This window comes from Kribbella pratensis (assembly GCF_004365355.1).
In the GTDB taxonomy this organism is placed as follows: domain Bacteria; phylum Actinomycetota; class Actinomycetes; order Propionibacteriales; family Kribbellaceae; genus Kribbella.
In genome coordinates this window covers 557,871-583,532 of record NZ_SODP01000004.1, presented here as the reverse complement: position 1 = coordinate 583,532, position 25,662 = coordinate 557,871, and the positions used below count along the sequence as shown (strand labels likewise).

Here is a 25,662-nt window from a genome sequence, read left to right as displayed (position 1 = left end):
TGCTTGCTGTCATGGAACTTGACCACTACCTCGAGTCGGTGCGGCGGAGCGTCGAGAACGCCACCGCCCTGGCCGACGAGCAAACCCGCTCCGTGGCCCAGCGCCTCGGGGCAACGCTGGATGACGCGGGCCGCCTGGCCCTCATCTCAGCCCTGTCCGACGCCGCCGGGGAGATCAGCCGCGAGCTGTCCCCGGGCTCGGTCGAGCTCCGGATGGCCGGTGGCCGTCCTGAGTTCGTGGTCACGCCGGCGCCCAGCCAGCTGACCGGTCCGGACGAGACCGACGACGACATCGACGACGAGGCCGACGCGGAGGCGAGCGAGCAGTTCGTGTTCGACGCCGACGAGCCGACCGCACGGATCACGCTCCGGCTGCCGATGTCGATCAAGAACAAGGTGGACGAGGCCGCGAATGCCGAGGGCATCTCCTCGAACGCGTGGCTGATGCGCACCGTGATGACCGAGCTGAGCGACCGTGGCCGCCGCGGCGGCTCGCGTCCGCCCCGGCCGCCGCGTCCGCCGCGCGGTCCGGTCTTCGGTCCCGAAGGCCCGCTGGGCCCGAACGGCCCGCTCGGCCCCGACGGTGTCTTCGGTCCGAACGGCGTGTTCGGCCCGAACGGACCCTTCGGCGACGAGGGCGTCTTCGGCCCGGAGCGCAGCCGCCGGGACCGCGACCGCCGGCGTGACGACCGCGACCGGCGCCGCGAGGACAAGGAACGACGCAAGAGCGGACACGGCCCGGGACAACGGATGACGGGATGGGTCGAATGAGCGGCTTCAGCCAGCAGATCACTGACGACGAGAACGATCGGATCGAGCGGATCCGGATCGAGATCGGCTCCGGCCTGGTCGAGCTCAAGGCCAACCCGGACGGTGCGGGGACCGCGGTCGCCATCGAGGTCGACCAGGGCCGGGAGGAGGACGTGATCGTGGAGGTCGTCGACGGTGAGCTGATCATCGAGGGCCCGCGCAACGTCCGCCGCGGACCGGAGATCCAGGTCCGGATCGCCACCTCGGCGGTCCTCGAGGCCAGGGTGAAGACCGGTTCCGGAGACATCACCTCCGAGGTTCCGCTCGGTCCGGCCCGACTGTCCACCGGCTCCGGCGACGTACAGCTGACCCGGGTCGAGGGCGAGCTGGGTGTCAACACCGGCAGCGGTGACGTCAAGGTCGAGCAGGTCGACGGCGCGGTCAAGGCCAGCACCGGCTCCGGTTCGATCGACATCGACGAGGCCGGCGACGCGCTCGGCCTGAGCACCGGCTCCGGCGACGTCACCGTGGGCGAGGCCAACGGTCCCACGTCGGTCAAGGTCGGCTCGGGTGACATCACCATCGAGCGGATCCGCGACCACTCGGTCGCCACCTCCGGTTCCGGCGACGTCAGGGTCGAGATCGCCGACGGACCGAGCGTCCAGGCCGAGACGGCCCGCGGCGATGTCCAGATCGGGGTGCCCGAAGGCCTCCCGACGTACCTCGACCTGAAGACCGTCACCGGGCAGATCAGCTGTGATCTCGAGCCCGGCGAGAAGCCGGCCGAGGGGGAGCGCGCCCTGATGCTCCGGGCCCGCACCGTCTCCGGCGACATCACGGTCTACAAGGTCTGACCCCGAGTAACGCCGCACGCGTCGGATCGGCGCGGTCGGGTTCGTTGGGTTGATGTAAGCGATCAAGGTCCCGCCGACTGGGGCGGGACCCGGGCGAAGCATTGCCGAAAACCACTACTGCACCGGAATTATCCGAAGGGGAACACGATCATGATCACCGAACACCAGGAAGTTGCCCGCTACCGAGTTGCCGAGCAGCTGCGCGCCGCCGAGGCCCGCGCCATGCTTCACGACCGCAAGGCGAACCGCACCAGCCCGCGCGAGGGCCTCGCCAGCGCACTGCGCCGGCTGGCCGACCGGCTGGAGCCCAGCCGCCTGGCCGAGCCCGCGTCCCGGGTCCTGGCCGACCAGCAGCCCCGCCACCGCCGGACCGGGCTCTCGATCGTCCGATGAACGGTGTCAAGCAGAACGGCGTACCGCTGAACGGCACTGCCGCCGCGCTCTATCACCTGCTGCAGCGTCTGGGACTCGCCCGGACGAGCTGAGATTCTCCGGACGCTGCAGCTTGGTGCAACGCCTGTGGATAACTGCCGGGCCGACCCATGGACACTGCTAGCGTTCAGTCGATCATTCTCGGTCGACCTTGGGGAGAGTTACCAACGATGTTGCGCCCGATGGTGGCAACTACAGCCGTCACCGCCGCCCTGATCCTCGTGGCCGGTTGCGGCGGCAGCGACAAGAAATCCGACTCGGGCTCCGGCAACGGCGGTCAGTCCACCACCTCCGCCACACCGTCGACTCCGACGGTCCCGTCCTTCGATCCGCCCAAGGCGCTCACCGTCGCGGCAGCGTTCCCGTCGGCCGACTACCAAGGACGCTCGAGTCTCGACGAGGCCCAGATGGGCATCGCCGGCCAGGTCGCGCTGATCGGCGGCTTTGCCGGCCTCAGCGGGCACGACGTCGCCAATCCGAACAACCAGTGGATGATCCCGTCGAAGGCGGCCGACACCACCACAGTCAGCGGCGCCAGCAAGCCGATGGCGGCCAAGATCGACGGCAAGGATGTCGCGGTGGTTGCCTACGCCGAGACCGACAAGGGCAACGGCACGCAGAAGCCGAAGGGCCTGGTCGTCGTCCAGTGGATCGACGTGATGTCCGGCAAGAAGATCGGCGAGGTGTCCACGCCGGTGAGCACGGTGCAGGGTGAGGGCGACGGCGCGGTCGGCTCCCCGAGCCTGATGAACACCGCGTACGACCCGGAGACCGGGCAGGTCGCCGTCGGAGTGTCGGCGGCCGGGAGCGTGTCCGTGAAAAGCATCGAGATGACGGTCTTCGCGGACCCGAAGACGCAGAAGTCGACGGTCGTGCCGGGCATCATCGCGGCCGCCGTAGCCAACGGCGTGGTCGCGGGCGCGAAGGCCGCCAGCCCGGGCGAGAACTCCCAGGACGCCATGGTCCTGCTCGTCGACGGTGCGAGCGGGAAGGTCACCAAGCAGATCCCGGCCAAGGAGGGTGTGCTGAAGCCGGTCGCCGGCGCTGCCAAGCACGCGTACTTCTACGGCTCGAGGTACACGAACTACGGCCAGGGGACGACCGCCGAGGCGATCATCTCGGTCGATCTGTCGACCGGCGCGATGGTGCAGACGGTGCCCGCGGTCCCGTTCGAGTCCGACACCACCATTGCCTGCTACGCGGACCAGGCGACCTCGGTCGTCTGCGCCACCACGACGATCTCCCAAGGCCCGCAGGAGATCATGGGTTTCGACGACGCGACCGGCAAGAAGGTCTGGGGCTTCACCAGCAAGTCCGGAAGCCGGGTCGTGCCCACCGTGACGGCCGCATACCACGGTGTCGTGTACGCGAAGGCCGAGGCGCAGCCGGTGCTGCTCGACGCGAAGTCCGGCCAGGACCTGCCGAGCGCGGCGCCGTCGGGCGGCCCGAGCTCGAGTGACACGCCCTCGTCCGGTGTCACGCCCTCGTCAGGTGACAGCCCGTCGACCGGTGACACCCCGTCCGAGAGCGACTCCCCGTCGGACAACGGCACGCCGGGCAACGGCGACCTGGGCCTGACCCTCTACAACGGCAAGCAGGAGTCGCCCGTTGCCGTCTCGCCGTTCGGAGGCGTCTACCGGCAGTTGCCGACCGGCAACGACTCGTCGGATCTCGAGTCGGTCTGCATCTTCGTCAAGGCGACCGCCTGATCGCTGTCAGACGTAAAGGCCCGGGACTCTCGTCCCGGGCCTTACTTTTCTGTGGTCAGACGTCGCTGCGGTGGAAGTTGCGGTAGGAGCGGGACGGCGTCGGGCCGCGCTGGCCCTGGTAGCGGGAGCCGTACTTCTCCGAGCCGTACGGGTGTTCCGCGGGGGAGGAGAGGCGGAAGAAGCAGAGCTGGCCGATCTTCATCCCCGGCCAGAGTTTGATCGGCAGTGTCGCGACGTTCGACAGCTCCAGCGTCACGTGCCCGGAGAAGCCCGGGTCGATGAAGCCGGCCGTCGAGTGCGTCAGCAGCCCCAGCCGGCCGAGCGAAGACTTGCCCTCGAGGCGGGCCGCGACGTCGTCGGGGAGCGTGACCAGCTCGTACGTCGATCCCAGGACGAACTCACCGGGATGCAGGATGAACGGCTCCTCGCCGTCCGGTTCGACCAGCCGGGTCAGATCCGGCTGTTCCTCGGCGGGGTCGATGTGCGGGTATCTGTGGTTCTCGAACACCCGGAAGAACCGGTCCAGCCGCACGTCGACACTCGACGGCTGCACCATCGCAGCATCGAACGGGTCCAGGTGGACCCGCTTCGCGTCGAGCTCGGCCAGGATGTCACGGTCGGAGAGCAGCACGGTCGCACGTTAGCAGCGTGCTGCTCATCCGCACAGCGTCAGGCCCTTCCCGCGGGCTGGTGGTGAAGTCGTCCGGAGCCCTCAGCTCTCCGGCAGGATCGCACCACCAACCTGGGCCTGAGGCAACTACCTCAGTCGGACAGCTTGTTGAACTTCGACACCTGGCTGGCGAAGGTCTTCACCTGGGCCGGCGACCAGTCCTTGAGCAGGTCCTCGATCACCTTGTGCCGCTTCTTCCGGGCCGCCGTCAGCTTGCGCTTGCCGGCCGCGGTCAGTGTCAGCAGGGTCGCCCGCGCGTCCGACTTGTCGGCGGCACGCTTCAGCAGACCCTCTTCCTCGAGTCGCGCGCAGGCCCGGCTGACCGGACCTTTGTCCACCTCGAGTGCTGCCACCAGGTCGGCCATCCGCACCGGCGCCAGGTCCTCGACGTGGTTCAGCAACGCGTACTGCGCCGGCTCCAGGTCCGGGTGCGCCTCGTCGGACAGCGTCCGCTGCAGACCCCGCAGCCGCCGTGCCAACGTGACGAGCTCCTTCTCGAGGTTGTCCACCGCGTCACTTGTGTCTGTTGCCACCGTTCACCCCTTCATCCAGTTGCCCCGCAACCATCTTGTCCGGTCCGGAGGACCGCGTCCTCACGTTGCGTCGAATGTTGCCCCCGGCAACGCGTTCTAATCTGCCAGAAGATGACGTACCTGCCCAGTCCTGAACGCGCCCTTTGTGGAAAACTGCCCAAGAACCCCCGGCGCAAACCGTCCGTACCCCTCTTTTCGATGCATTCGGCACCTTCTGCGGACAAGCCGCTGACCGCGCAACAACCGACGCGCGGACCCGGCGTGGTTGCGAGCCCCGTGATCGGCTATCCTCGTCACTGCTGCCGGGAGATCCGGCGGACGCGCGGGTGTAGTTCAATGGCAGAACATCAGCTTCCCAAGCTGACAGTGCGGGTTCGATTCCCGTCACCCGCTCCACACCTCAGCCCCGGGTCGGAAGCAGGTTTCCGTCCCGGGGCTGAGTCATGTCAGTGACCTGGAACCGGTCGTGTGCCCGTGACGCTCCTGACACGCTCTATCGTTTGGCGGCATGAGCTACCCGCAGCAGCCGCCGCCCCAGTTCCAGCCACCTCAGTACCAACCGCAGCAGTACCAGCCGCAGCAGCAGTACCCGCCGCAGGGTCCGATGGGGATGCTGCACCTGACCATCCAGGGCAGCGCGTTGACGTCCAACATGATTCCGCCGACGGTGCATCTGAACGGTTATCCGGTGCCGGTCAAGTACGGACGGAACGACATCCCGGTCCTTGCCGGACCGCTGCACATCGACATCCACTCGCAGTGGATTCGCACCTATGGCAAGGCCGCGCTCGACTGCACGGTGCAGCCCAACCAGGCGGTGCCGGTCTTCTACGCGTCGCCGTACCACCAGTTCACGTCCGGGAGCATCGGCCACAGCAAGGTGAAGCGGAAGGGTATCGGCACGCTCCTCGGCGTGGTCGGGGGAATCTTCGCTCTGGTCCTGCTCGCGACCCTGCTCCCGGCGCTCGGCTGATTCAAACGGTTGACCCAGGCGGAAACCGTTGCCCGGGCCAACCGTTCGTGTTGTTCAGTTCCGTAGCGCGGCCGCGTTTCTAAGGAAGCTCTAAAGCTGGCTGAAACCACACCTGAGGGCGCGCTGTTTGTGTTGTTCCCACGGCGCCGGTTCTCGACCGGCGCGCTCTGTGGACGAAGGGGACTCACGATGATGAAACGCTCACAGCGGATCGTGGCCACGGTCGTGCTCGCTGCGCTGGCCACGACCGGTACGGCGTCGGCGGGGACGTCCGGTTCGGATCCGAAACCCGCTGCGAAATCCGGTGCCGCGGCAAAGGCGGACGGGAAGTCCAAGCCGACCGCGGATGCCGACTTCGCCAGGATCGCGGCGAAGCTCGGGGTGACGACCGACCGGCTCACCGCCGCGCTGGTCGCCGCGAAGCGGTCACTGGCCGGCCGGACCAACGTGACGCCGCAGGCATTCGTCGCGGCGGTCGCGGCCAATCTGGGGCTGCCAGTTTCCCGGGTCAAAGCAGCCGTGGAACCGCTGTTACTCCAGCCCGGGCGCCCTCGTGCCGGCGACAAGGAGCCCAAGGGCAAGGGCGAAGGGGACCCGAAGAACTCGCCGTTCGCGTCGAACGCCGCGGCGGCACAGTTGGCGGCGAAGCTCGGCGTCTCGCAAGCCAAGGCCAAGGCCGCCCTGATCACCTTGGTGTCGGCACCGAACGGCATCACTCCGACCTCCAAGGGCTTCCGTCAGGTCGCCGCCTCTCTCGGAGTCAGCCCTGACCGCCTCATGACCGCGTTGGGAGAGCTGAAGCAGTCCTTGGTCAACGGCTGACAGCCGTTGTGTCTGACCTCATCAGACCTTCATGATTGACGGCGAGGATGGACGACCATGCGGATACTTGTCGTGGACGACGACCCGGCGGTACGGCGGTCGTTGGAGAGTGCGTTGCGCCGGGACGGGTACGACGTGGCATCCGCCATGGACGGGTCGTCCGCCCTCGCCGAGCACGGTGTCTTCCGTCCGGACGCGGTGGTGCTCGACGTCCTCATGCCCGAACCGAACGGCCTCGAGGTCTGCCGGCGGCTGCGTTCGGGCGGGCACGACACGCCGATCCTGATGCTCACGGCCCGGGATCTGGTCACCGACCGGGTCGCCGGGCTCGACGCGGGGGCCGACGACTACCTGGCGAAGCCCTTTGCGCTGGAGGAGTTGCGGGCTCGGCTTCGAGCCCTGCTGCGGCGTAGCGGCGCACGAGCCGAGGTGCTGCACTTCGCCGACGTCGATCTGGACCTGAGCGGCCGTCGGGTCGAACGCGCCGGTCGGCGCCTCGAGCTGACCAAGACAGAGTTGTCCCTGCTGGAGCTGTTCTTGCGCAATCCCGAACGGGTGCTCAGCCGGACCCAGATCTTCGAGTCGGTGTGGGGCTACGACTTCGGCCCGGAGTCGAACGCGCTATGGGTCTACATCAGCTACCTGCGCAGGAAGCTCGAAGCGTACGGCGGCAGCAGACTGATCCAGACGGTGCGCGGCCTCGGGTACGTCCTGCGTGAGGAGCCGTGAACCTGCGCACCCGGCTGGCCATCGCCGGAGGCTCCATCGCCGCGGGCGCGATGCTGCTCGTGTCGGTGGTTCTGTACCCGGCCGTAGAGGCCAACCTCCGTGGCCAGATCGACAGCTCGCTGGTGGCCGCGGCCGGAAAGGCCCCGGACGTGGCCAAAGCCATCAAGGAGAAGTTCAAGGGGACGGCCAACGAATCGTCCTTCCCGAGTGTTCCGCTGGGCATCGGGAGTACCCAGCTGCAGATCGTGCCGGACCCGGTCCGGGCCGGGCCGTCGACGGAGTTCGTCGACGTCACCGCCCGCGACGTCGAGGTGGCGAAAGGAACGGCCGCTGCCTACTTCCGTACGGCGGTGTACGACGGTGTCGCCTACCGCATCTACACCGCCCCCTTCCCAGGGGCACCCGGAACGCTCGTGCGCACAGCGATCCCGCAATCCGATCCGGCGCCTACCCTGCACCAACTCGCCTGGCTGCTCGCCGGATCGACGGTAGCCGCAGGACTCCTGGCCGCACTCGCCTCACGCCTGGCGGCACGCCGCGTACTGCGCCCGGTGCGCCGGCTCACGGAGACTGTCGAACTGATCCGCACGACCGGAGACCTGGCCATCCCGATCCCCACCGACAGCCAGGACGAGATCGGCCGGCTCGGCTCCGCGTTCGCAGGGATGACCGCCGCGCTGGACGACTCCGTCGGTGCCCAGCGGCGCCTGGTCGCAGATGCGTCGCACGAACTGCGCACACCACTCACGAGCCTGACCGTGAATCTCGAGCTCCTGGCCGAGAACCTGGCCGACACCCAGGCCCCGCACCTGGCTGCCGAAGCGCTCGGCCAGGCCGGCGAACTCAGGACACTGATCAATGACCTGGTCGACCTCGCCCGCTACGGTCAACCCGCTTTCCACACCGAGGACGTCCGTCTCGATCTGGTCGCGGAGCGCGTCGCGGCCCGGGCGGCACGCCGGGCAACAGAGATCGGATTCGATCTGGCGTGTGCGCCCACCCTCGTCCACGGCGATCCTGACGCCCTGGAACGCGCCGTTGCGAACCTCGTCGACAACGCCGTGAAGTGGAGCCCGCCTGGCGGCAGGGTCCTGATCAGCCTCGAGGCGGGCGCTCTCGATGTCGCGGACGCCGGCCCGGGGATCCCCGACAGCGACCTCAGGTTCGTCTTCGACCGCTTCTACCGTTCGCCCGCCGCCCGTGCGCATCCCGGCTCCGGGCTAGGTCTGGCCATCGTCCGGCAGGTCGCCGAGGCGCATGGCGGGACGGCCGAAGCCGTGCCGTCCCGGACCGGTGCCCTGCTCCGTCTGAAGCTGCCGGTCTGTCAGCTTCCGTAGACCTCGAGTTCGACGATGCGGGAGTACGTGTGGTCGTTGCCGTCGAGGCAGAGGATGCGGACGGCGTCCGCCTGGACGGGGGTGAACGTGGAGGTGACGTGTCCGACGGTGTTGCCGCGGACCTGGGCTACGGTCTGCCAGGTGCCGCCGGACTTGACCTGGACGTCCCAGTCCTTGAGGCCGTTGACGCGGGCCGGGTACTTCGCGGAGTCCAGCGTGTAGAGCTCGACCCTGTTGATGGTGGCCGGCGTCGACAGAGCCACATCGTACGTGTCGGGGAAGGCGGCGCGGGTGCCGTCGTTCCAGCCGGTCAGCGTGTCCCAGTGCTCGGAGTCCTTGTCGCCGTCGACGGCGCCGCAGAGGGTGAAGTTGCCGTGGGTGGAGGATGCTGTCGCCTGCTCGCCGAGCGCGAGGTTGTCGCCTGGACCCTTCGGCGGTAGCGGGGTGACGGTCACCGGTACGGTCACGCGCTTGCGGTCGACCTCGACGCCGATCGTGTACGAGCCGGGCTTGGCGTCGCGCGGTACGCGGACCTCCACGGGCGCAGAGACCGGCTGGTCGGGATCGAGTGCGGGCAGCCAGGACGAGAACAAGGTGCGCGACAGTTGCAGCGGGCCGGTCGGGTCGAGCGTGAGGTCGGCGTACCGGTCCTGCGAGCCGGTGTTGGTCATCGTCAGGTTGAGCAGGCCGGGGAAGCACGGGAGGCCGACGACGCTCAGCTGCTCCGGAGCGATGCTCACCGCCACGTCCGAAGTAGTTGCCTTGGGCACCGAGCTGGAGCCGAGCAGCGCGGCCGCCACGAGCGTGCCGGCCGCGATCACGGTCTGCCGGGGGATGTTCATTCCTGGACCTCCGAGATGCCGGGGCGGCCGTCCTCGACGAGGAGCTTGGCGCGGGTGCTGACAGTGCCGTGCTGGACCGACACCTTGTCGACGACGCGGTAGTCCGAGACCCACTGCTGCGGTGTGATCGTGCAGCTGACGTAGCCGCGCTGGAAGTTGCCGAACTTCATGTGCGGGTTCTCCCGCAGCAAGGCGGCCCCACCCGCATCCAGGTCCTCGCCGTCCATCCCGGACGAGATCGACGTACCGACGAACTCCGCGCCGACGGTCGCCGACGCCGGATCGGTGAAGTCGAGCTTCAGATCCGACGCGACGCTGCGGTGCAGGTCGCCGGCGATCGACACGAGGTTGCGGACCTTGCGCTGCGCGGCGCCACCGAGGATCCGGTTCCGCGACGCCTCGTACCCGTCCCAGGTGTCCATCGGGACGAGCACCTCCGGCCCGTCCTTGGTGTCGAGGCGGGCGATCGCGGTCTGGTGCGCCATCACGTTCCACCGCGCCTGCGACGCCGACCAGCCGTCGAGCAACCACTTCTCCTGCGCGTCCCCCGTGATCGTGCGGGCCGGATCGGCGGTCTCCGGTCCGGGCGCCTTCGTGCCGTCGCCGTACGCCTGGTCCGATCGGTACTGCCGCGTGTCCAGCACGTTGAACTCCGCGAGCCGCCCGTACTTGATCCGCCGGTAGAGCTGCATGTCCGGGCCTGTCGGCAGTTGCGCCAGCCGCAGCGGCATGTGCTCCCAGTACGCGCGGAACGCGTTGGCGCGGCGTACGCGGAACTGCGCGGGCGGAGCGCTCGGATGCGCCTCGTCGGCCCAGTTGTCGACCACCTCGTGGTCGTCGAGCGTGACGATCCAGGGCGCGTTCGCGTGCGCGGTCTGGAGATCCGCGTCCAGCTTGTACGCCGCATAGCGCTGCCGGTACTCGTCCAGCGTCACGGTCTGCTGGGTGATGTACGGCTCGTTCGAGTGCGGGCGGATGCCGCGGTCGATGCCGAACTCGTAGATGTAGTCGCCGAGGAAGAACACGACGTCGTGGTCGCGCTGCGCCAGATCTGCGTACGCCGTGTACCAGCCCTCCCACCACGCCTGGCAGGACGCGAACGCCAGAGAAAGCTTCGACAGCTCGGTGTCGGCGGTCGGCGCGGTCTTCGTCCGGCCGACCGGGCTGAGGTGACCGTTCACGCGGAAGCGGTACCAGTAGTGCCGCCACGGACGCAGCCCGCGGACGTCGACGTGGACCGAGTGACTCGCTTCGGGACCGGCCTTCACCGCACCGTGGCGGACGACGCGACGGAAGTGCTCGTCCTCCGCGACCTGCCACTCCACGTCGACCGGGCGGCGATCCATCCCGCCGAACGGCGCGAGCGGATCCGGCGCGAGCCGGGTCCAGATCACGACCGCGTCCGGGAGCGGATCGCCGGACGCGACGCCGAGCGTGAACGGGTCCCGCCGGTCCGGACGGCCGGTCCAGCCGGCCGCGGCACTCTTGATCTCCGGGAGACTGCCGGTCAGCGCGAGCGCTGCCGCCGCCCCGGTCGCTGTCAGAAAGCTTCGTCGACTACTCCGCATCGGCACAGGCCCCACCCGATCATCGAGAGGTGATCACATCCGTAACGGGAGATTACGAGAAGTTCACACAATCGGGTGGGGATATGACCGCATCCGGCCTCAGCGGGTGACGATCTTCGAGGCGGGTGGGGTGGTGATGTGGACCGGCTTGTTGTAGTCGGACATGGTCATCACCATCGACAGGCCCTCGAGCTCGAAGGTCATCCGGCGGACCAGGTGGGACTTGTCCATCCACAGCTTGTACGTGATGGTCCTGGGTGCTCCGGCGGGCAGCTTCCTGCCCTGCAGGTTGAGCGCCTTGGCGGTGCTGATCGAGACGTCGTACCGGTCGAGCAGCTCGCCGTCGATCCGCTCCGAGCGGACGAAATTCACGCTGCCGACGCCCCCGCCGAACGACTTGACGATCTTGGTCGGGTCGCCGCCGTCGAGCATTTGGCCCACGTCACCGGCCTGCGCGCCCGTGACCTTCAGGTACTTGCCGGCAGGGGTCATCCCCGGGATCGACAGGTAGGCGGTCTTCCCGATCGCCAGCACCTTGAAGCTCTTGCCCCCGAACGCGCCGCCGGTCATCGTCAGCGACGCGGCCGGCGGCTTCGCGGTCTGGAAGCCGTCCATGGTCATCACGGTCGTGCCGTCCACGGTCATCTTGCCGACGATGCGCCACGACTTCTGCTTGGTCAGCGCGGAGTTCATCGCCGGGACGAAGGTGACCCGGTTCAAGCGGGCGGCCGGAGCCTTCACGATCGGCGGTGCGGTCTTGGTGGTGACCGCGGTCGGTGTCTCGGCCGGGATCGACGGGCGGTAGCCGGTGGCTTTCGGGTCGCTGTTGCCGCAGGCGGCCAGGCCGAGAGCGAGTGGTACGGCGGCCAGCGTGGCCACCGCAGCGCGGTACTTCATGGACTTTGTCCTCCCCAGGTGATGCGCAGCCGTCGGATCTTACGGTCTGGACCACCTGGGGAGGAAGAGATTTGCAGCTAGTTGCAGGTCAGCTTTCGCCACGCTTTACAGAGGCGAGCAGCAGCTGGGCGACGTCCTGGACCTCGACGGACTCGCGGGCCGAGCCGTCCGCCTGCTTCGCGGTGAGGCCGTCGGACAGCATGACCCGGCAGAACGGGCAGCCGGTGGCGATCTTGTCGGCGCCGGTCTCGACCGCCTCGGTGGTGCGGTTGAGGTTGATGCGGGTGCCGAGCTTCTCTTCCATCCACATCCGGGCACCGCCCGCGCCGCAGCAGAACGACTTCGTCTGGTTGCGCGGCATCTCGGCGTACTGCGCTCCCGGGATGATGTCGAGCAGCTCGCGGGGGGCGTCGTACACCTGGTTGTGGCGGCCGAGGTAGCACGGGTCGTGGTAGGTGATCGTCTGGCCGTTGAGCGAGCTGTCCGCCGGCGCGACCGGGGTCAGCTTGCCGTCGCGGACGAGGCGGTTGAGCAGCTGGGTGTGGTGGATGACGTCGAGCTCGACACCGAGCTGCGAGTACTCGTTCTTCAACGTGTTGAAGCAGTGCGCGCAGGTGGAGACGACCTTGCGGACCTTGGTCTCCTTGAAGACCTCGGCGTTCTGCATCGCCAGCTGCTGGAAGACGAACTCGTTGCCGGACCGCCGGGCCGGGTCTCCGGTGCAGGTCTCGCCGTCACCGAGTACGGCGAAGGTCACGCCGGCGATGTTCAGCAGCTCGGCCACCGCCTGGGTGGTCTTCTTCGCGCGATCCTCGAACGCGCCGGCGCAGCCGACCCAGAACAGGTACTCGACCTCGTCCAGCGACTCGACGTCCGTGCCGACCTGCTTGACCTCGAACGGCAGGTCCTTGGCCCAGTCCATCCGGCCGGACGGGTTCATGTTCCACGGGTTGCCCTTGTTCTCCAGGCCCTTGAACAACCCGTTGAGCTCGGACGGGAACGACGACTCGATCAGCACCTGGTACCGGCGCATGTCCATGATCGCGTCGACGTGCTCGATGTCGACGGGGCACTGCTGCACGCACGCGCCACACGACGTACAGGCCCACAGCGCGTCCTCGTCGATGACCGCAACATCCGCGGGACCGACCAACGGCTTGTCCTGCTCGGCGAGCACGAGCTCCGGCAGCGACTTGCGGGTGTCGTCGTCGCTCGCCAGCAGGTACGGCGCTTTGGCGTACGCGTGCTCGCGCAGGTTCATCATGATGAGCTTCGGCGACAACGGCTTGTCGGTGTTCCAGGCCGGGCACTGCGACTGGCAGCGGCCGCACTCGGTGCAGGTGGTGAAGTCGAGCAGGCCCTTCCAGGTGAAGTCCTCGACCTTGCCGACGCCCAGCGCCGCGTCCTCGTCGAGCTCGTCGATGTTCTCGAAGTCGATCGGTGCGCCGTTGACCATGATCGGCTGCAGCGCGCCCAGCGCCGTACCGCCGTCTGCCTTGCGCTTGAACCAGATGTTCGGCCAGGCGGTGAACCGGTGCCAGGCCACACCCATCGTCGCGTTCAGCGAGATCGTGATCATCCACGCGAACGAGATCAGGATCTTGATCATCGCGACCAGGTAGATCGCGTTCTCGAGTCCGTGCTCGCTCAGCCCGCCGAACAGCCCGGACCCGATGAAGAACGTCATCGGGAAGTGGAACTTGTCACCGTCGCCGAGTTGGTACTCGAGTCCGCGGAGCAGCAGGATGCAGACCAGTACGCCGAGGATCGTGTACTCGACGTAGTACGCCTGCCAGGACGTCGAACCGTAGAACCGGCTGTAGCGACCCTCTGAGCCGTTCGGCAGATGACGCAGCCGAATCAGGATCAGCCCGATGATCGAGACCAGACCGGTCCAGGTGAGGGCCTCGCTGACCCACTCGAACACGAACCAGTGGCCGATGACCGGCAACGCCCAGTGCGGGTCGAACAGCTGGCCGAACGCCGTCACCAGGGTCAGGAACAGTCCGATGAACCCGAACGCGACGAACCAGTGCATCACCCCGATGTGACTCCACTGCAGCATCCGGGTGTGGCCGAGGGTCTCCTTGGCCAGGGTGGCGGTCCGCTTGCCTGGGTTGTCGGTCCGGCCGGCCGGCTGTCCGAGCTTGATGACGGACACGATGTGCCCGATCGTCTTGCCGAACAGCGCAACGGCGACGAGCGTCACCGCGAGCGAGACGACGATGGCGAGGATCTGCATACCAGCGATGTTATTGGTTGGTTACTCGTCAGTCATGTGCTTGCGGTCATCATCACGCCCGCGTGTTGTGTGTCACGTTGTGCTCAGTCGAGCAGCCGGGCGAGACGTGCGGCGACCGCGGCGCGGCGTGGATCGTCCGTCGGCAGTACGGCGGCCAGCGACTCGAAGATCTCGACGTCCTCCGCGCCGGTGGTCGTCTGGGCGAACTGCCACAGGACGTCCGGACTGTGCGTGTCGAGGACAGCGCGGCGGATGGTGGCGTCGAGTTCGTCGCGCTCCGCTCGGAGAGCCGGGGCATCGGATCGGGCGAGGAGCGGACCGGCGTACAGACTGAGCGCGGTGTCCAGGTTTCCCTGGCGCAGAGCGGTCTGGACCTGGGTCACGTCTCCGGTGACGTCGGCGATGATGCGGTACGGCTTGGTGTCGAGTACGCCGCCGCCGAGCAGATTGCGTAGCCGGTGCATCTCCGCGCGCACAGTCGTCGGGTTGCCCTCGTCGCCGTACAGCTGGAGCATCAGCTGCTCCGCAGTGAGACCCGACGGGTGCAGTAATAACAGTGCGAGTACTTCGGCCCGCCGCAACGTCAGCGCGATCTCGCGGCCGCCGACCACCGCGATCGGCTGGCCGGACCCCAGCAGCTTCAGCTGGAGCGAGGGGCGCGAGCGGCGTCCCGGCGTACCGGGCATGCGGAGCAGATAGCCCTCGTCGAGTCGCTCGATCAGTCCTTCGCGTCCGTCGCCGAGATCGATGCGGTCGGCGCCCTCGGGTACGACGAGGCGGTCGGGCAACCATTCGAGCGGCTGTACGGCGAGCACGCGGCCGGTCGGGGTCAGCAACGCGCCCGGTGCATCGCCGAGCGCCATCAGGTGCCGCATGTTGCGCGCGCGGAGCATCTCGTCCGCCGCGGCCATCCGGACCTTCAGCTGGCCTTCGGCGAGCTGGGCCGCCGCGGTCACCAGCGCGACCATCGCGGGATGGACCGTGCGCAGCGGTCCGGAGACGTCGACCGCGCCGAGCAGCTTGCCCGTGTCGGGGTCGTGGACCGGCGCGGCGGCACAGGTCCACTCGTGGATCCGGCGTACCAGGTGCTCGGCCGAATGGATCTGGACGGGCTCGCCGACCGCCAGCGCCGTACCCATGCCGTTCGTGCCGATCTGGTCCTCGGACCACACCGCACCTTCGGAGAGCGCGATGCGATCGGCCTGGCGTTTGACCTCGGCAGAGCCTTCGCGCCACAGGATCATGCCCTGGGCATCGGTGACGATCATGATGTGTGACGCCTCGTCGGCGATCGTCGTCAGCGTCTGCCGCAGCACCGGCAGGACGGCGCGGAGCGGATGGTTCTCGCGCAACGTCTCGACCATCTCCTGGTCGAGGACCACCGGCGGCTGATCGAGCTCCGGGTCGACCGCTGCGGCGAGGGAGCGCTCCCAGGACGCGGCGACGAGCGCCCGCGGCGCATCCGGCGCCCGCATGCCGCCGAGCACCTCGTCGTACAACCCGCTCAGCCGGCGGGCCTGCTCCGGTTGGTCCATACCGCCTCACTCCGCGCTGCAACGTCCGTGCAACGTCCCGCTGCCTAGGGTCGTTCCCACCGTCGGGTATCCGAGGAGGACCTATGACGATCTTCGCAGCTCCCGGGCAGGATGGCAGCCCGGTCACCTACAAATCGCGCTACGAGCATTACATCGGCGGCGAGTGGGTGCCGCCGGCCAAGGGCCAGTACTTCGAGAACCCGTCTCCGGTCACCGGGGAGAACTTCACCGAGATCGCGCGCGGTACGGCGGACGACGTCGAGCGCGCCCTCGACGCCGCCCATGGTGCCGCGCCCGCCTGGGGCCGCACCTCACCGGCCGAACGGGCGAACATCCTGAACAAGATCGCCGACCGGGTCGAGGCCAACCTCGAGCTGCTCGCGGTCGCGGAGTCGTGGGACAACGGCAAGGCCGTGCGCGAGACGCTCGGCGCGGACATGCCGCTGGTGATCGACCACTTCCGGTACTTCGCCGGCGCGCTCCGGGCCCAGGAAGGCTCGGTGTCGGTGATCGACGACGACACCATCGCCTACCACTTCCACGAGCCGCTCGGTGTGGTCGCGCAGATCATCCCGTGGAATTTCCCGATCCTGATGGCGACCTGGAAGCTGGCGCCCGCGCTGGCCGCCGGCAACACCGTGGTACTGAAGCCGGCCGAGCAGACCCCGGCGTCGATCCACGTGTTCCTGGAGCTGATCCACGACCTGCTGCCGCCCGGTGTGCTGAACATCGTCAACGGCTTCGGCGTCGAGGCCGGCAAACCGCTTGCCTCAAGCAACAGAGTTGCCAAGGTCGCGTTCACTGGTGAGACCACGACCGGCCGCCTGATCATGCAGTACGCGTCGGAGAACATCATCCCGGTCACGCTGGAGCTCGGCGGCAAGAGCCCGAACGTGTTCTTCGCCGACGTCGCGTCCTCGAAGGACGACTTCTACGACAAGGCGCTCGAGGGCTTCACGATGTTCGCACTGAACCAGGGTGAGGTCTGCACGTGCCCGTCCCGGGCGCTGATCCAGGCGTCGATCTACGACGACTTCCTGGCTGACGCGACCGCGCGGACCAAGGCGATCAAGCTGGGCAATCCGCTCGACACCGAGACGATGATGGGCGCGCAGGCCAGCAACGACCAGTTCGAGAAGATCCTCGCCTACATCGACATCGGTCAGGCCGAGGGCGCGAAGGTGCTGACCGGCGGAGCTCGCGCGGAGCTGGACGGTGACCTGGCCGGCGGGTACTACATCCAGCCGACCATCTTCGAGGGCGACAACAAGATGCGGATCTTCCAGGAGGAGATCTTCGGGCCGGTCGTCTCGGTGACCAGGTTCGACGACTACGCCGACGCGATGAAGATCGCCAACGACACGCTCTACGGCCTGGGCGCGGGCGTCTGGTCGCGGGACATCAACACGGCGTACCGGGCCGGGCGGGAGATCCAGGCCGGCCGGGTCTGGACGAACAACTACCACGCCTACCCGGCGCACGCGGCGTTCGGCGGGTACAAGAACTCCGGCATCGGCCGGGAGAACCACAAGATGATGCTCGACCACTACCAGCAGACCAAGAACCTGCTGGTCAGCTACAGCCCTTCGAAGCTCGGGTTCTTCTGAGCGTGGTCGACAAGGTGGTGCTCTCGGACGAGGCGGCGGACTGGCTCCGTCGCCTCACCGAGATGCACGGTCCGCTGATGTTCCACCAGTCCGGTGGCTGTTGCGACGGCAGCTCGCCGATGTGCTACCCGGACGGGGAATTTCGAACGGGGTCGGCGGACGTGCATCTCGGCGACCTTGTCGTCGACGGTCTGGACGCACCGATCGCGTTCTGGATGTCCGCGAACCAGTACGAGTACTGGAAGCACACCCAGCTCACCGTCGACGTGGTCAAGGGCCGCGGCAGCGGCTTCTCGGTGGAGGCCCCGGAGGGCATCCGTTTCCTGATCCGCTCCCGCCTCTTCACAGACCAGGAGTCCGCAGCGCTCGGCCTCCTCTAAAGCGAGTGCCGACCGTCCGGTGGCGTTGCCGGGCGGCCGGCACTCTTCAGTTGGTTGATGGATCTGCCCGAAGTCACCGTCACTCGCGCGGGTGGATGACGAAGGGTTCTCCGGGATAGATGCGGGTGTCGATCGAGTGTTCGGTGCCGTCGATGAGGACTGTGGAGAGGTCCAGGAAGCCTGCGTGGCACGTGAGTGTGAGGTTGTCTGCGGAGTGGGTGGCGGTGGCCCAGCCGGTGTCGGTGGTGAAGGGGAAGTGCCAGGCGTCGGTTGAGCGGGCGATCGGCAGTGGGGCGAACGTGATGGTTTTGGTGAGGGCGTTGTGGTGGTAGCCGGTGAGGGCTTCCAGGACGGACCAGCCGGCGGCGTTGCGGATGTAGTGGTCGCCGCATTCGATCGGGTTGAAGGGATTGCGGCGGGTGCCGTCGTACCGAGCCCAGAGGCCGTTCAGGACCGACATGCCTTCGTCGGTGAGGCCTTCGTACAGGCAGTGGGCCGCGACCTGGTACTCCGATCCAGTCCACACCTCGTCGCAGTACCGGGTCGGTACGTCGGGGCGCCCGCCATGGGGCCATGTGCACATGAGGAGCCCGGTGTCGTCGGCGTCGGCGAAGACACGGTACGGGTGGTGGAAGTCGTGGAACCCGGTCCGCAGGTTGTGGCGTACGACGTTGCGCAGCGCGATCCGCACGTGGTCAGCCGGAAGGATGTGGCCGAGCTCGAGCTGGTGCGCCCACCACTGCCCGATCAGCTGGTCCGCGAGACAGCCATCGCCCCACTGGAAGTCCCGGGTCTCGTCCGGCTCGAGGATCTGCCGGTAATACTCGCCGGTGAACAGCAGCTCGTCGTACGCCGTGCTGCCGGCCTCGAAGAGCGCTCTGAAACCCTTGGAGTCCTCACCGAGCAGCAACGCCATCTCCTCAGCAGCACGCAACGCCGCCAACCAGAGCGTGCCCATGAACGAGTTGACGCCGCACAGGTCGATGTCGTGTGTGCTGGGCTGGATGCCACGCAGTACGCCGTCCCGCAGCCACCTGTCGTGGATGTGGTCGAGCAACCGGACCACCTGAGGCCAGCGTCGAGCCAGCCAGTCCAGACCGGCGCCCTGACGCACCTCGCGGTAGGTCTTCAGCACGCTGCCGAGCATGCCGTCCAGTGCGGGCTCCTCCGGGCCGCCGATCACTACGTCCCACAGCTGCTTCATGTAGAGCGGCGCACGGACGCGGTGCGGGATGTACCCCTCCGGTGCCTGCATCACGTCGTACTCCGTGTCCCGCATGTTCCGCTCCAGCGAGGGAAAGAGGCGGGAGAGCGTCTGCTCGTAGTTCCACACGTGCGTGCAGTTGAGCGGACACGAGCCGCCGTACCGGCCGCCCCACATCGCCGTCGACGCACCGAGCACACCCTCGAACCCCAGTACGTCGCCGTCGGCGGTCTGGAACACCGTTGGGCTTCGTACGTCGGCCACGAGCGCAGCGAGCCGTGATCCGGCCTCACCAGGCAGACTGCTCGACTCGAACGCCTCGACCCACGCAGTAGTCAGCGCCTCCTGCTCGGACCACTGAGCGATGAAGGACTCGGCCGCGGCGACGGCGTCCGGCGTACGACGGGTGTACGCGTTGCCGAGCCAGAAGCGGCTGTGACCGTACTCCGGGTGCGGGCCGAACTGGTTGAAGTCGACATATCGGTTCGGGAAGTGCCACGCGATCAGGAACCGCACCTGCTTGGTCTCACCCGGCTGCAGGTTGAACGGGACGGCCAGTCCTCCGTTCCACGTCGTGCCGGGTGCGCTTGCGCCGCTGACGGGCGTGGTCGGCCCGTTGAGGAAGGCAACGAATTCTTCGGGGCGGGACCATTGCGGATGGGCGAGCGAATCAGCCGTGTCAGTTGAGAGCACCAGCTGCCCAGAACCGGGATGGTCGACGGGCAGGGTGGTCTTCTCGAGGACCAGGTGCGTCCAGTCGCTCGTACGGCGGATGCGGTTGGTGTTGCCGCCGTATTGGCTGCAAGCGACCCCGTCGATGGGGGAGACGCCGTCCCAGCCGGCCGAGTTCTGCAACGCACCGGCCAGCTTTCCGTGCAGCGCGATCTCTCCGGGGTTGTGCAATGTGAACGTGAACGCCACCACCGGCTGCGAGCTGGCGGTCGGATCGCTTGGCACCACCGGGTTGAAGACATCCAGGCTCAGCTGGACAGGCAGCTCGGTCTCGTAGTTCACACGTGCCCGGGGGTACGTCGCAGTCACCGTGGTCGGGCCGATCGGCGGGATGACTTCCTGCAACCGCCGCTCACCAGCCGGCACCACGTCGTCGGTCACCAGCGGAGTATCAGTCGGTTCCAGCGGCGGCCCTTGCAACAGACGTACCTCATCCAGCGGCGGCTCGACCTGCGAGAGACGAAGGGCGAAGAAGCTGTCCGGCACATGTCCCTCGTGGTTGCCGATGTTGTGTAGTTGCCACTGGCGCAGCGCACCGTTGCCGGCCAGCGCGACCGTGCCGGTGCCAAGGCCACCGAGCGGCAGGGCGAAGTGTCGAAGGTTGTCACCGGTGTAGTGCATGTTTCTCCGTCCATGTACCAGCAGAGGCGAACAACGCCACCGGACCGGGGGCGAGCAGAAGCAGCGAGGCAGTCACAGAGGTGCCGAGGAGCAGAGCGACGAAGGCGAGCGCGAGTACGCCGAGCGGCACTAGTGGTGCACGTGCAACTAGTTGCAATGCAGCCAACCAGAGCGTCTTGCCACGCAAACCGGCGGTGACTCGCAGGCTGAAGGCGTAGCAGGAGGCGAGGAGCAGCAGGACGCCCGCACAACAGCTGACTGCGAGCGGCACTGCGAACAGCGGACCGGAATACACGTGCCAGTTGAGCAGTGCGAGTGCGGCGACGACCGCCGGCACACCGGCGACCTCGAGGCCGGCAAGACAGTGGCGCTTGAGGTTCTGAAGTAGCAGCAGGACGCCGCCATGATCGTCGCGGACGATGGAGTCGGTCGTGGCAATCACGGCCGCCCACGTCGGTCCGACCAGGACCGCACCCAGCACAAGGCTGAGGGGCGACAGGCCAGGACTGACGAGGACGACGAGACCAGAGCCCGCGCAGACCAGCACACCTGCCGCGGCCAGGAACGGGAGTTCGTGCCAGAAGGCTTTGAACGCACTGGGTAGGTAGGTCATGCGCGGAGGCCCGTCGACGCGATGGAGGCGATGAAGGAGCGCTGGAAGATCAGGAACAGTACGAGGATCGGCAACACCACCAGTGTGATCGCGGCGAACAGGACCACGGCCGGACCGCCGCCCATCGCGCCCTGCAGCGAGACCAGCCCGACAGGCAGCGTCATCTTCTCCGGGGACGACAGGAAGATGTACGGCCAGAAGAAGTTGTTCCATGACGCCTCGAAGACGAAGATGCCCAGCGCGGTCAGGCCCGGCCGAGCCAGCGGCAGGATCACCCGGAACAGGATCCAGAAGTGGCCGGCGCCGTCCATGATCGCGGCCTCGTCCAGCTCCCGCGGGATCGAGGAGATGTACTGCCGCAGGAAGAAGATCCCGAACACGTTCACCAATGCCGGCAGCCAGATCGCCACGGTCGTGTCCACCAGATGCAGCCAGCGCATCATGATGAAGATCGGCACCACAGTCAGCTGAACAGGTACGACGAGGGCCGCGAGCAGCACCGAGAAGATCTGATCACGCCCCGGGAACCGCAGCCGGTTGAACGCGTACGCCGCCAGCGCGCTGGTGAGCAAGGCCCCCGCCGTCGTCAGCACCGCGATCTGCAAACTGTTCCAGGCCATCTGCGCGAACGGGATCAGATCCGGCACCTGCTGGAAGTTCTGCAGTGTCGGCGGCCGGGGGATCCACTGCGGTGGCAGTTGGAACGCGTCGATCGGCTCCGACAACGCGTTCACGATCAGCCAGACCAACGGCGCGATCATCAGCAGCCCGCCGAGCACCAGGATGAGGTCGAGCAGCTTGCCCTTCACTGATGGACCCACCGTCGGCTCAGCCGGAACTGCAGACCGGTGACGATCATGATCACCACGAACAGCACGAGCGACAGTGCGGCGGCGTACCCGACCTCGAAGGATTGGAAGCCCTTCTCGTAGGTGTACTGCACGATGCTGCGGGTCGCGCCGTCCGGCCCGCCCTGCGTCATGATCACCATCGGGTCGAAGATCTGGAACGCGCCGATGAACGTGATCACCGTGGCGAAGAAGATCGTCGGCGACATCACCGGCAACGTCACGCTCCAGAACCGCCACCACGCGTTCGCGCCGTCCACCCGGGCTGCCTCGTGCAACTGGGCGGGCACCGTTTGCAGACCGGCAAGCAGGATGATGAACGTGTATCCGATCGTGTGCCACCAGTCGACGACGATCAGCGTTGGCAGCGCCCACGTTGGGGACGCCAACCAGTTCGTCGTGGTCGAGAGGTAGTAGTTCGCCAGCCCGAAGGCCGGATCCAGAACGTACTTCCAGATCAAAGCGACCGCGGCCCACGACACCAGGAACGGAAAGAAGTACGCCGTCCGCACGAAGTACTTCGTCCCCCGCGTCATCGTCCGATGCACGCCGAGCGCGAGCAGCATGCCCAGACCGATGTGCGTCACCACCGATGCCAGCGCGAACACGAAGGTGTTGATCACGGCCCGGATCGTCGCGCCGTCGCTGACCAGTTGTTTGAAATTGTCCAGCCCGGCGAACTCCGGCGTACTCAGCAGATCCCAGTGGAACAGGCTCAGCCCGAACGCCGCGACCAGTGGCAGGGCGACGAAGACCACGAAGAGCAGGACGGCAGGGCTGATGAACAGGTAGCCCGGCAGCCAGTCCCGGCGTTGGGGTTTCAGACCAATCCCTCCAGCGTGGTCTGCGCCTTGCCGAGCGCATCGGCCGGCGATGCATTCCCGGTGAGCACCTGCTTCCAGCCGTCCTCGATCGCCTTCTGTACGGCGGCGCCCTTGTCGGGCGACGGGATCGGCGTCGCGTAGGACAGCGCCTGGTACAGGTACTCCGTGCCCTTCGGCGCGTCCTCGAGGAACGACTGGCTGTTCGCGACCGACTTGCGGGCCGGCACGATCGTCCCGCCGAGCTGGGCGAAGAACGACGAGCCTTCCTTCGAGATCAGGAACTTGATGAACGTCCAGGCGTCGTCCTTCTTCTTCGACGCCTTCAGGATCGGGTACCCGTTCCAGCCGACCGGCGAGCCCTGCCCGGCCTTCACCGGCCACGGCACGATCCCCATCTTCGCGGTCGCCTTCAGGTTCCGGATGCTGATGATCGGCCAGCGGCCGCCGCCGAACATCGCCAGCTTGCCCTGCGCCGCCGCGGTCGTCGCGTCGAACGTTCCGCCGGGCGGCGGCGACAGCTTGTCGGCGACCAGCTTCCGGTTGAAGTCAGCGGCCTCGATCACGCGAGGGTCGTCGTACGTCGGCTTCGACCAGTCGTCGCTGAAGCTGCTGGTCCCGTTGGTCAGCAGCCACGGCATGATCGCCGCGAAGTACTCCGGGCCCGCGGCGTACCCGAACGCGCCCGTCTTGGCCTTGATCTGCTCGCACGCGTGCCGGAAGTCGTCCCACGTCCACTTCGGCGTCGGCTCCGGTACGCCGGCCTTCGCGAACAGCTCCTTCGAGTACCACATGCACATCGTGTTGAACTCGCCCGGCAGGTAGTACGTCTTGCCGTCGGTCGACGCGTACTTCTTGTCCCACTCGACCAGGTTCGGATCCATGTCGCCGTAGTACTCGTCGATCGTCGACTTGTCCTTGGCGATGTAGTCGTCGAGCGGCGCGAGCAGGCCCTTGGACGCGAACAGCCGCTGCCCCTCGGTCGCGATCTGGATGACGTCCGGCACTTGCCCCCCGGCGATCCGGGTGGACAGCTGGTTGAAGAAGTCGCCCCAGTTCGACAGCGGAATGCCCTCTGCCTTGAGCTTGATCTCCGGGTGCTGCTCGGTGAACTTCGCGAACAGCTTGTTCCAGGTCGCCTGCTGCTCGGCCGTGCCCATGTACACGAACGAGAGCTCCTTGGACGACGAGCCGCCGCCGCTCCCGCCGCCACCACCACCGCAGGCGGCCAGCGCGGCGGCCAGCGCCGTACCTCCCGTCGCCTGGAGAAGGTGCCGTCGACTGAGGGTTCGCCGACTCATCAGGGGTTGATCCATGACCGGACCTCCAGGCTGGGAAATCGATTTCTCACAGATTCCCGGCAGCATAGCCCCCGCTGTCCAAACCGTGTCAAGACTCGGCGCCCGGGAAACTCAGGGGGAAACCTTCACCGCGTTGCGCACCCTGTGTAAGCCCGCGATCACGCGGAAATTCGGGCTCGATCGGGGCGGGTGTCATGGGTTCACCCATGACATTTGTCATCGGTCCGATCGCTGGCATCTCTACGTCCGGCCGACGGACGATGCGATGACCCCCACTAATGCTGGCCTCCGCCCCGGCCGTGAGGGTCGTGTCAGCGGAGGTCTGCCCAACTCGAGGAGTCCAGTTGAGGCAACGGATTCTCGTGTCCGCCCTGGGCGTCGGCGCACTGGCCGTCGCGGGACTGACCGTCCAAGCAGTGTCCGCATCGGGAGCCGACGCGGCCACCCCCTACACCGCCGGGAAGCACGCCGCCCGCGTGTGCTCGGCCGCCACGGCCAAACACACCGCCAGCTGCAACGCGCTGAAACTGGTGAACCCGGACGGGTTCACACCGGCGACCAGCACGCCGCCGTCGACCGGCCTGACCCCGACCGGTCTGCGCGACGCGTACAAGCTCAACGGCCTCAGTGCCGGCGGCCGCACGGTCGCCATCGTCGACGCGTACGGCTACCCGAACCTGGAGCGCGACCTCGGCGTCTACCGCTCCCAGTTCGGCCTGTCCGCGTGTACGACGGCCAACGGCTGCTTGAAGGTCATCAACCAGACCGGCGGTACGTCGCTGCCGCGGTTCAACGCGGGCTGGGCCGGCGAGCAGGCGCTCGACGTCGACGCGGTCTCCGCCGCGGCGCCGGACGCGAAGATCGTCGTCGTACAGGCCAACTCCGCGAGCTTCGCCGACCTCGGTACTGCGGTCCAGACCGCAGCCAAGCAGGCGGGTGTGGTGGCGATCTCGAACAGCTACGGCGGCGGCGACGCCTCCGATGCCACCTACGGCGCGTACTACAACCACCCGGGCATCGCAGTCACCGCATCCACCGGTGACAACGGCTACCAGGGCGGCAGCTACCCGGCGTCCTCGTCGTACACGACGGCCGTCGGCGGTACGTCGTTGGTTGCCGCCAGCAACTCTCGGGGCTGGAGCGAGACCGTGTGGAGCGGTGCGGGCTCGGGCTGCTCGACGTACAACACCGCACTGCCGGGCGCAGCGTCGTTCAGCACCGGCTGCTCGAAGCGTGCGATGGCGGACGTCTCCGCCGCGGCCGACCCGGGCAAGGGCGGCATGGCGATCTACTACCCGACGAGCAAGACCGCGTCGACCTGGGCGCAGTTCGGCGGGACCAGTGAGGCCGCGCCGATCATCGCCGCGGTCTACGCGCTGTCCGGCAACACCAGCGGCTACGCGAACTCGTTCCCGTACGCCCACCCGGGCTCGCTGTTCGACGTGACCAGCGGCAGCAACGGTTCGTGCCCCACGTCCCAGTGGTGCAACGCCCGGACCGGCTGGGACGGTCCGACCGGCCTCGGTACGCCGAACGGCGCCGGCGCTTTCTGACCCGCTGTAACACTCGCGGCGACCGGACAATGGCTGCGTGCAACCATTGTCCGGTCGCTTTTAGTACTGTTCCGAGCACGAAGGACAACC

23 protein-coding genes and 1 tRNA gene are annotated in these 25,662 nt (G+C 67.5%); 12 read left to right on the top strand and 12 right to left on the bottom strand.

Features of this window, described 5'->3' with window-relative positions; translation table 11 throughout:
• Positions 1-11: 11 nt before the first annotated feature.
• The 4 genes from EV653_RS37175 to EV653_RS37160 all read left to right on the top strand — a co-directional run bounded on the left by EV653_RS37175 (position 12) and on the right by EV653_RS37160 (position 3,744).
• Positions 12-770, top strand: a complete 759-nt coding sequence (locus EV653_RS37175) for a hypothetical protein (RefSeq protein WP_134110618.1) — start codon at positions 12-14, stop codon at positions 768-770.
• Complete coding sequence (locus tag EV653_RS37170; RefSeq protein ID WP_134110616.1) at positions 767-1,603, top strand: DUF4097 family beta strand repeat-containing protein; 837 nt, start codon at positions 767-769, stop codon at positions 1,601-1,603. The genes EV653_RS37175 and EV653_RS37170 overlap by 4 nt, the downstream gene beginning before the upstream one ends.
• A 150-nt stretch (positions 1,604-1,753) precedes the next feature.
• Positions 1,754-1,996: a hypothetical protein gene (locus EV653_RS37165; RefSeq protein ID WP_134110614.1), complete on the top strand. Its 243-nt coding sequence runs from the start codon at positions 1,754-1,756 to the stop codon at positions 1,994-1,996.
• A 221-nt stretch (positions 1,997-2,217) separates the two neighbouring features.
• Entirely contained in the window at positions 2,218-3,744 is a 1,527-nt protein-coding gene (locus tag EV653_RS37160) for a hypothetical protein (RefSeq protein WP_134110613.1), read from the top strand.
• A gap of 55 nt (positions 3,745-3,799) precedes the next feature.
• Here EV653_RS37160 and dcd read toward each other — a convergent pair whose 3' ends face one another.
• Complete coding sequence (dcd, locus tag EV653_RS37155) at positions 3,800-4,375, bottom strand: dCTP deaminase (RefSeq protein ID WP_134110611.1); 576 nt, start codon at positions 4,373-4,375, stop codon at positions 3,800-3,802.
• A 131-nt stretch (positions 4,376-4,506) separates the two neighbouring features.
• A complete protein-coding gene (locus EV653_RS37150; protein WP_134110609.1) occupies positions 4,507-4,947 on the bottom strand; it encodes a MarR family winged helix-turn-helix transcriptional regulator in 441 nt (146 codons plus the stop codon).
• A 322-nt stretch (positions 4,948-5,269) separates the two neighbouring features.
• On the opposite strand from EV653_RS37150, the gene EV653_RS37145 reads away from it, so the two are divergent.
• From EV653_RS37145 to EV653_RS37125, 5 genes are all read left to right on the top strand, one after another.
• Positions 5,270-5,343: transfer RNA gene (locus tag EV653_RS37145), tRNA-Gly, on the top strand.
• Between the two features lie 112 nt (positions 5,344-5,455).
• Positions 5,456-5,920, top strand: a complete 465-nt coding sequence (locus tag EV653_RS41850; RefSeq protein WP_202871998.1) for a hypothetical protein — start codon at positions 5,456-5,458, stop codon at positions 5,918-5,920.
• A gap of 189 nt (positions 5,921-6,109) precedes the next feature.
• Positions 6,110-6,742: a hypothetical protein gene (locus EV653_RS37135; protein WP_134110607.1), complete on the top strand. Its 633-nt coding sequence runs from the start codon at positions 6,110-6,112 to the stop codon at positions 6,740-6,742.
• A gap of 57 nt (positions 6,743-6,799) precedes the next feature.
• Positions 6,800-7,471 carry a response regulator transcription factor gene (locus tag EV653_RS37130; protein ID WP_134110605.1) on the top strand — a complete coding sequence of 224 codons (672 nt, stop codon included), beginning with the start codon at positions 6,800-6,802 and terminating at the stop codon, positions 7,469-7,471.
• Entirely contained in the window at positions 7,468-8,808 is a 1,341-nt protein-coding gene (locus tag EV653_RS37125) for a HAMP domain-containing sensor histidine kinase (RefSeq protein ID WP_134110603.1), read from the top strand. The genes EV653_RS37130 and EV653_RS37125 overlap by 4 nt, the downstream gene beginning before the upstream one ends.
• Here EV653_RS37125 and EV653_RS37120 read toward each other — a convergent pair.
• From EV653_RS37120 to EV653_RS37100, 5 genes are all read right to left on the bottom strand, one after another.
• A complete protein-coding gene (locus EV653_RS37120; RefSeq protein WP_134110600.1) occupies positions 8,796-9,650 on the bottom strand; it encodes a galactose-binding domain-containing protein in 855 nt (284 codons plus the stop codon). The two genes, EV653_RS37125 and EV653_RS37120, sit on opposite strands and share 13 nt — an antisense overlap.
• Positions 9,647-11,218: an alkaline phosphatase D family protein gene (locus tag EV653_RS37115; RefSeq protein WP_134111025.1), complete on the bottom strand. Its 1,572-nt coding sequence runs from the start codon at positions 11,216-11,218 to the stop codon at positions 9,647-9,649. Before EV653_RS37115 ends, EV653_RS37120 begins: the two co-directional genes overlap by 4 nt.
• A gap of 99 nt (positions 11,219-11,317) precedes the next feature.
• Positions 11,318-12,115: a hypothetical protein gene (locus tag EV653_RS37110; RefSeq protein ID WP_134110598.1), complete on the bottom strand. Its 798-nt coding sequence runs from the start codon at positions 12,113-12,115 to the stop codon at positions 11,318-11,320.
• A gap of 88 nt (positions 12,116-12,203) precedes the next feature.
• Positions 12,204-14,357: a (Fe-S)-binding protein gene (locus EV653_RS37105; protein ID WP_134110596.1), complete on the bottom strand. Its 2,154-nt coding sequence runs from the start codon at positions 14,355-14,357 to the stop codon at positions 12,204-12,206.
• A gap of 83 nt (positions 14,358-14,440) precedes the next feature.
• Positions 14,441-15,892 carry a GAF domain-containing protein gene (locus EV653_RS37100; protein WP_134110594.1) on the bottom strand — a complete coding sequence of 484 codons (1,452 nt, stop codon included), beginning with the start codon at positions 15,890-15,892 and terminating at the stop codon, positions 14,441-14,443.
• Between the two features lie 83 nt (positions 15,893-15,975).
• On the opposite strand from EV653_RS37100, the gene adh reads away from it, so the two are divergent.
• Complete coding sequence (adh, locus tag EV653_RS37095) at positions 15,976-17,499, top strand: aldehyde dehydrogenase (protein WP_134110592.1); 1,524 nt, start codon at positions 15,976-15,978, stop codon at positions 17,497-17,499.
• A 2-nt stretch (positions 17,500-17,501) separates the two neighbouring features.
• Positions 17,502-17,879 carry a DUF779 domain-containing protein gene (locus EV653_RS37090; protein WP_134110590.1) on the top strand — a complete coding sequence of 126 codons (378 nt, stop codon included), beginning with the start codon at positions 17,502-17,504 and terminating at the stop codon, positions 17,877-17,879.
• A gap of 79 nt (positions 17,880-17,958) precedes the next feature.
• Here the strand turns inward: EV653_RS37090 and EV653_RS37085 are convergent, their stop codons facing one another.
• From EV653_RS37085 to EV653_RS37065, 5 genes are all read right to left on the bottom strand, one after another.
• Positions 17,959-20,436: a GH116 family glycosyl-hydrolase gene (locus EV653_RS37085; RefSeq protein WP_134110588.1), complete on the bottom strand. Its 2,478-nt coding sequence runs from the start codon at positions 20,434-20,436 to the stop codon at positions 17,959-17,961.
• Positions 20,420-21,049, bottom strand: a complete 630-nt coding sequence (locus EV653_RS37080; protein ID WP_134110585.1) for a hypothetical protein — start codon at positions 21,047-21,049, stop codon at positions 20,420-20,422. The genes EV653_RS37085 and EV653_RS37080 overlap by 17 nt, the downstream gene beginning before the upstream one ends.
• On the bottom strand, positions 21,046-21,870 hold the full coding sequence (locus tag EV653_RS37075; RefSeq protein ID WP_238160699.1) for a carbohydrate ABC transporter permease: 825 nt from the start codon (positions 21,868-21,870) through the stop codon (positions 21,046-21,048). The genes EV653_RS37080 and EV653_RS37075 overlap by 4 nt, the downstream gene beginning before the upstream one ends.
• The gene (locus tag EV653_RS37070; RefSeq protein ID WP_238160698.1) at positions 21,855-22,655 is read right to left on the bottom strand and encodes a carbohydrate ABC transporter permease; all 801 of its coding nucleotides are present in this window, start codon (positions 22,653-22,655) and stop codon (positions 21,855-21,857) included. The genes EV653_RS37075 and EV653_RS37070 overlap by 16 nt, the downstream gene beginning before the upstream one ends.
• 62 nt (positions 22,656-22,717) lie before the next feature.
• Positions 22,718-24,019 carry an ABC transporter substrate-binding protein gene (locus tag EV653_RS37065; RefSeq protein WP_134110583.1) on the bottom strand — a complete coding sequence of 434 codons (1,302 nt, stop codon included), beginning with the start codon at positions 24,017-24,019 and terminating at the stop codon, positions 22,718-22,720.
• A 344-nt stretch (positions 24,020-24,363) separates the two neighbouring features.
• Here EV653_RS37065 and EV653_RS37060 point away from each other — a divergent pair, with 344 nt between their 5' ends.
• A complete protein-coding gene (locus EV653_RS37060) occupies positions 24,364-25,572 on the top strand; it encodes a S53 family peptidase (protein ID WP_134110581.1) in 1,209 nt (402 codons plus the stop codon).
• Positions 25,573-25,662 lie beyond the last annotated feature (90 nt).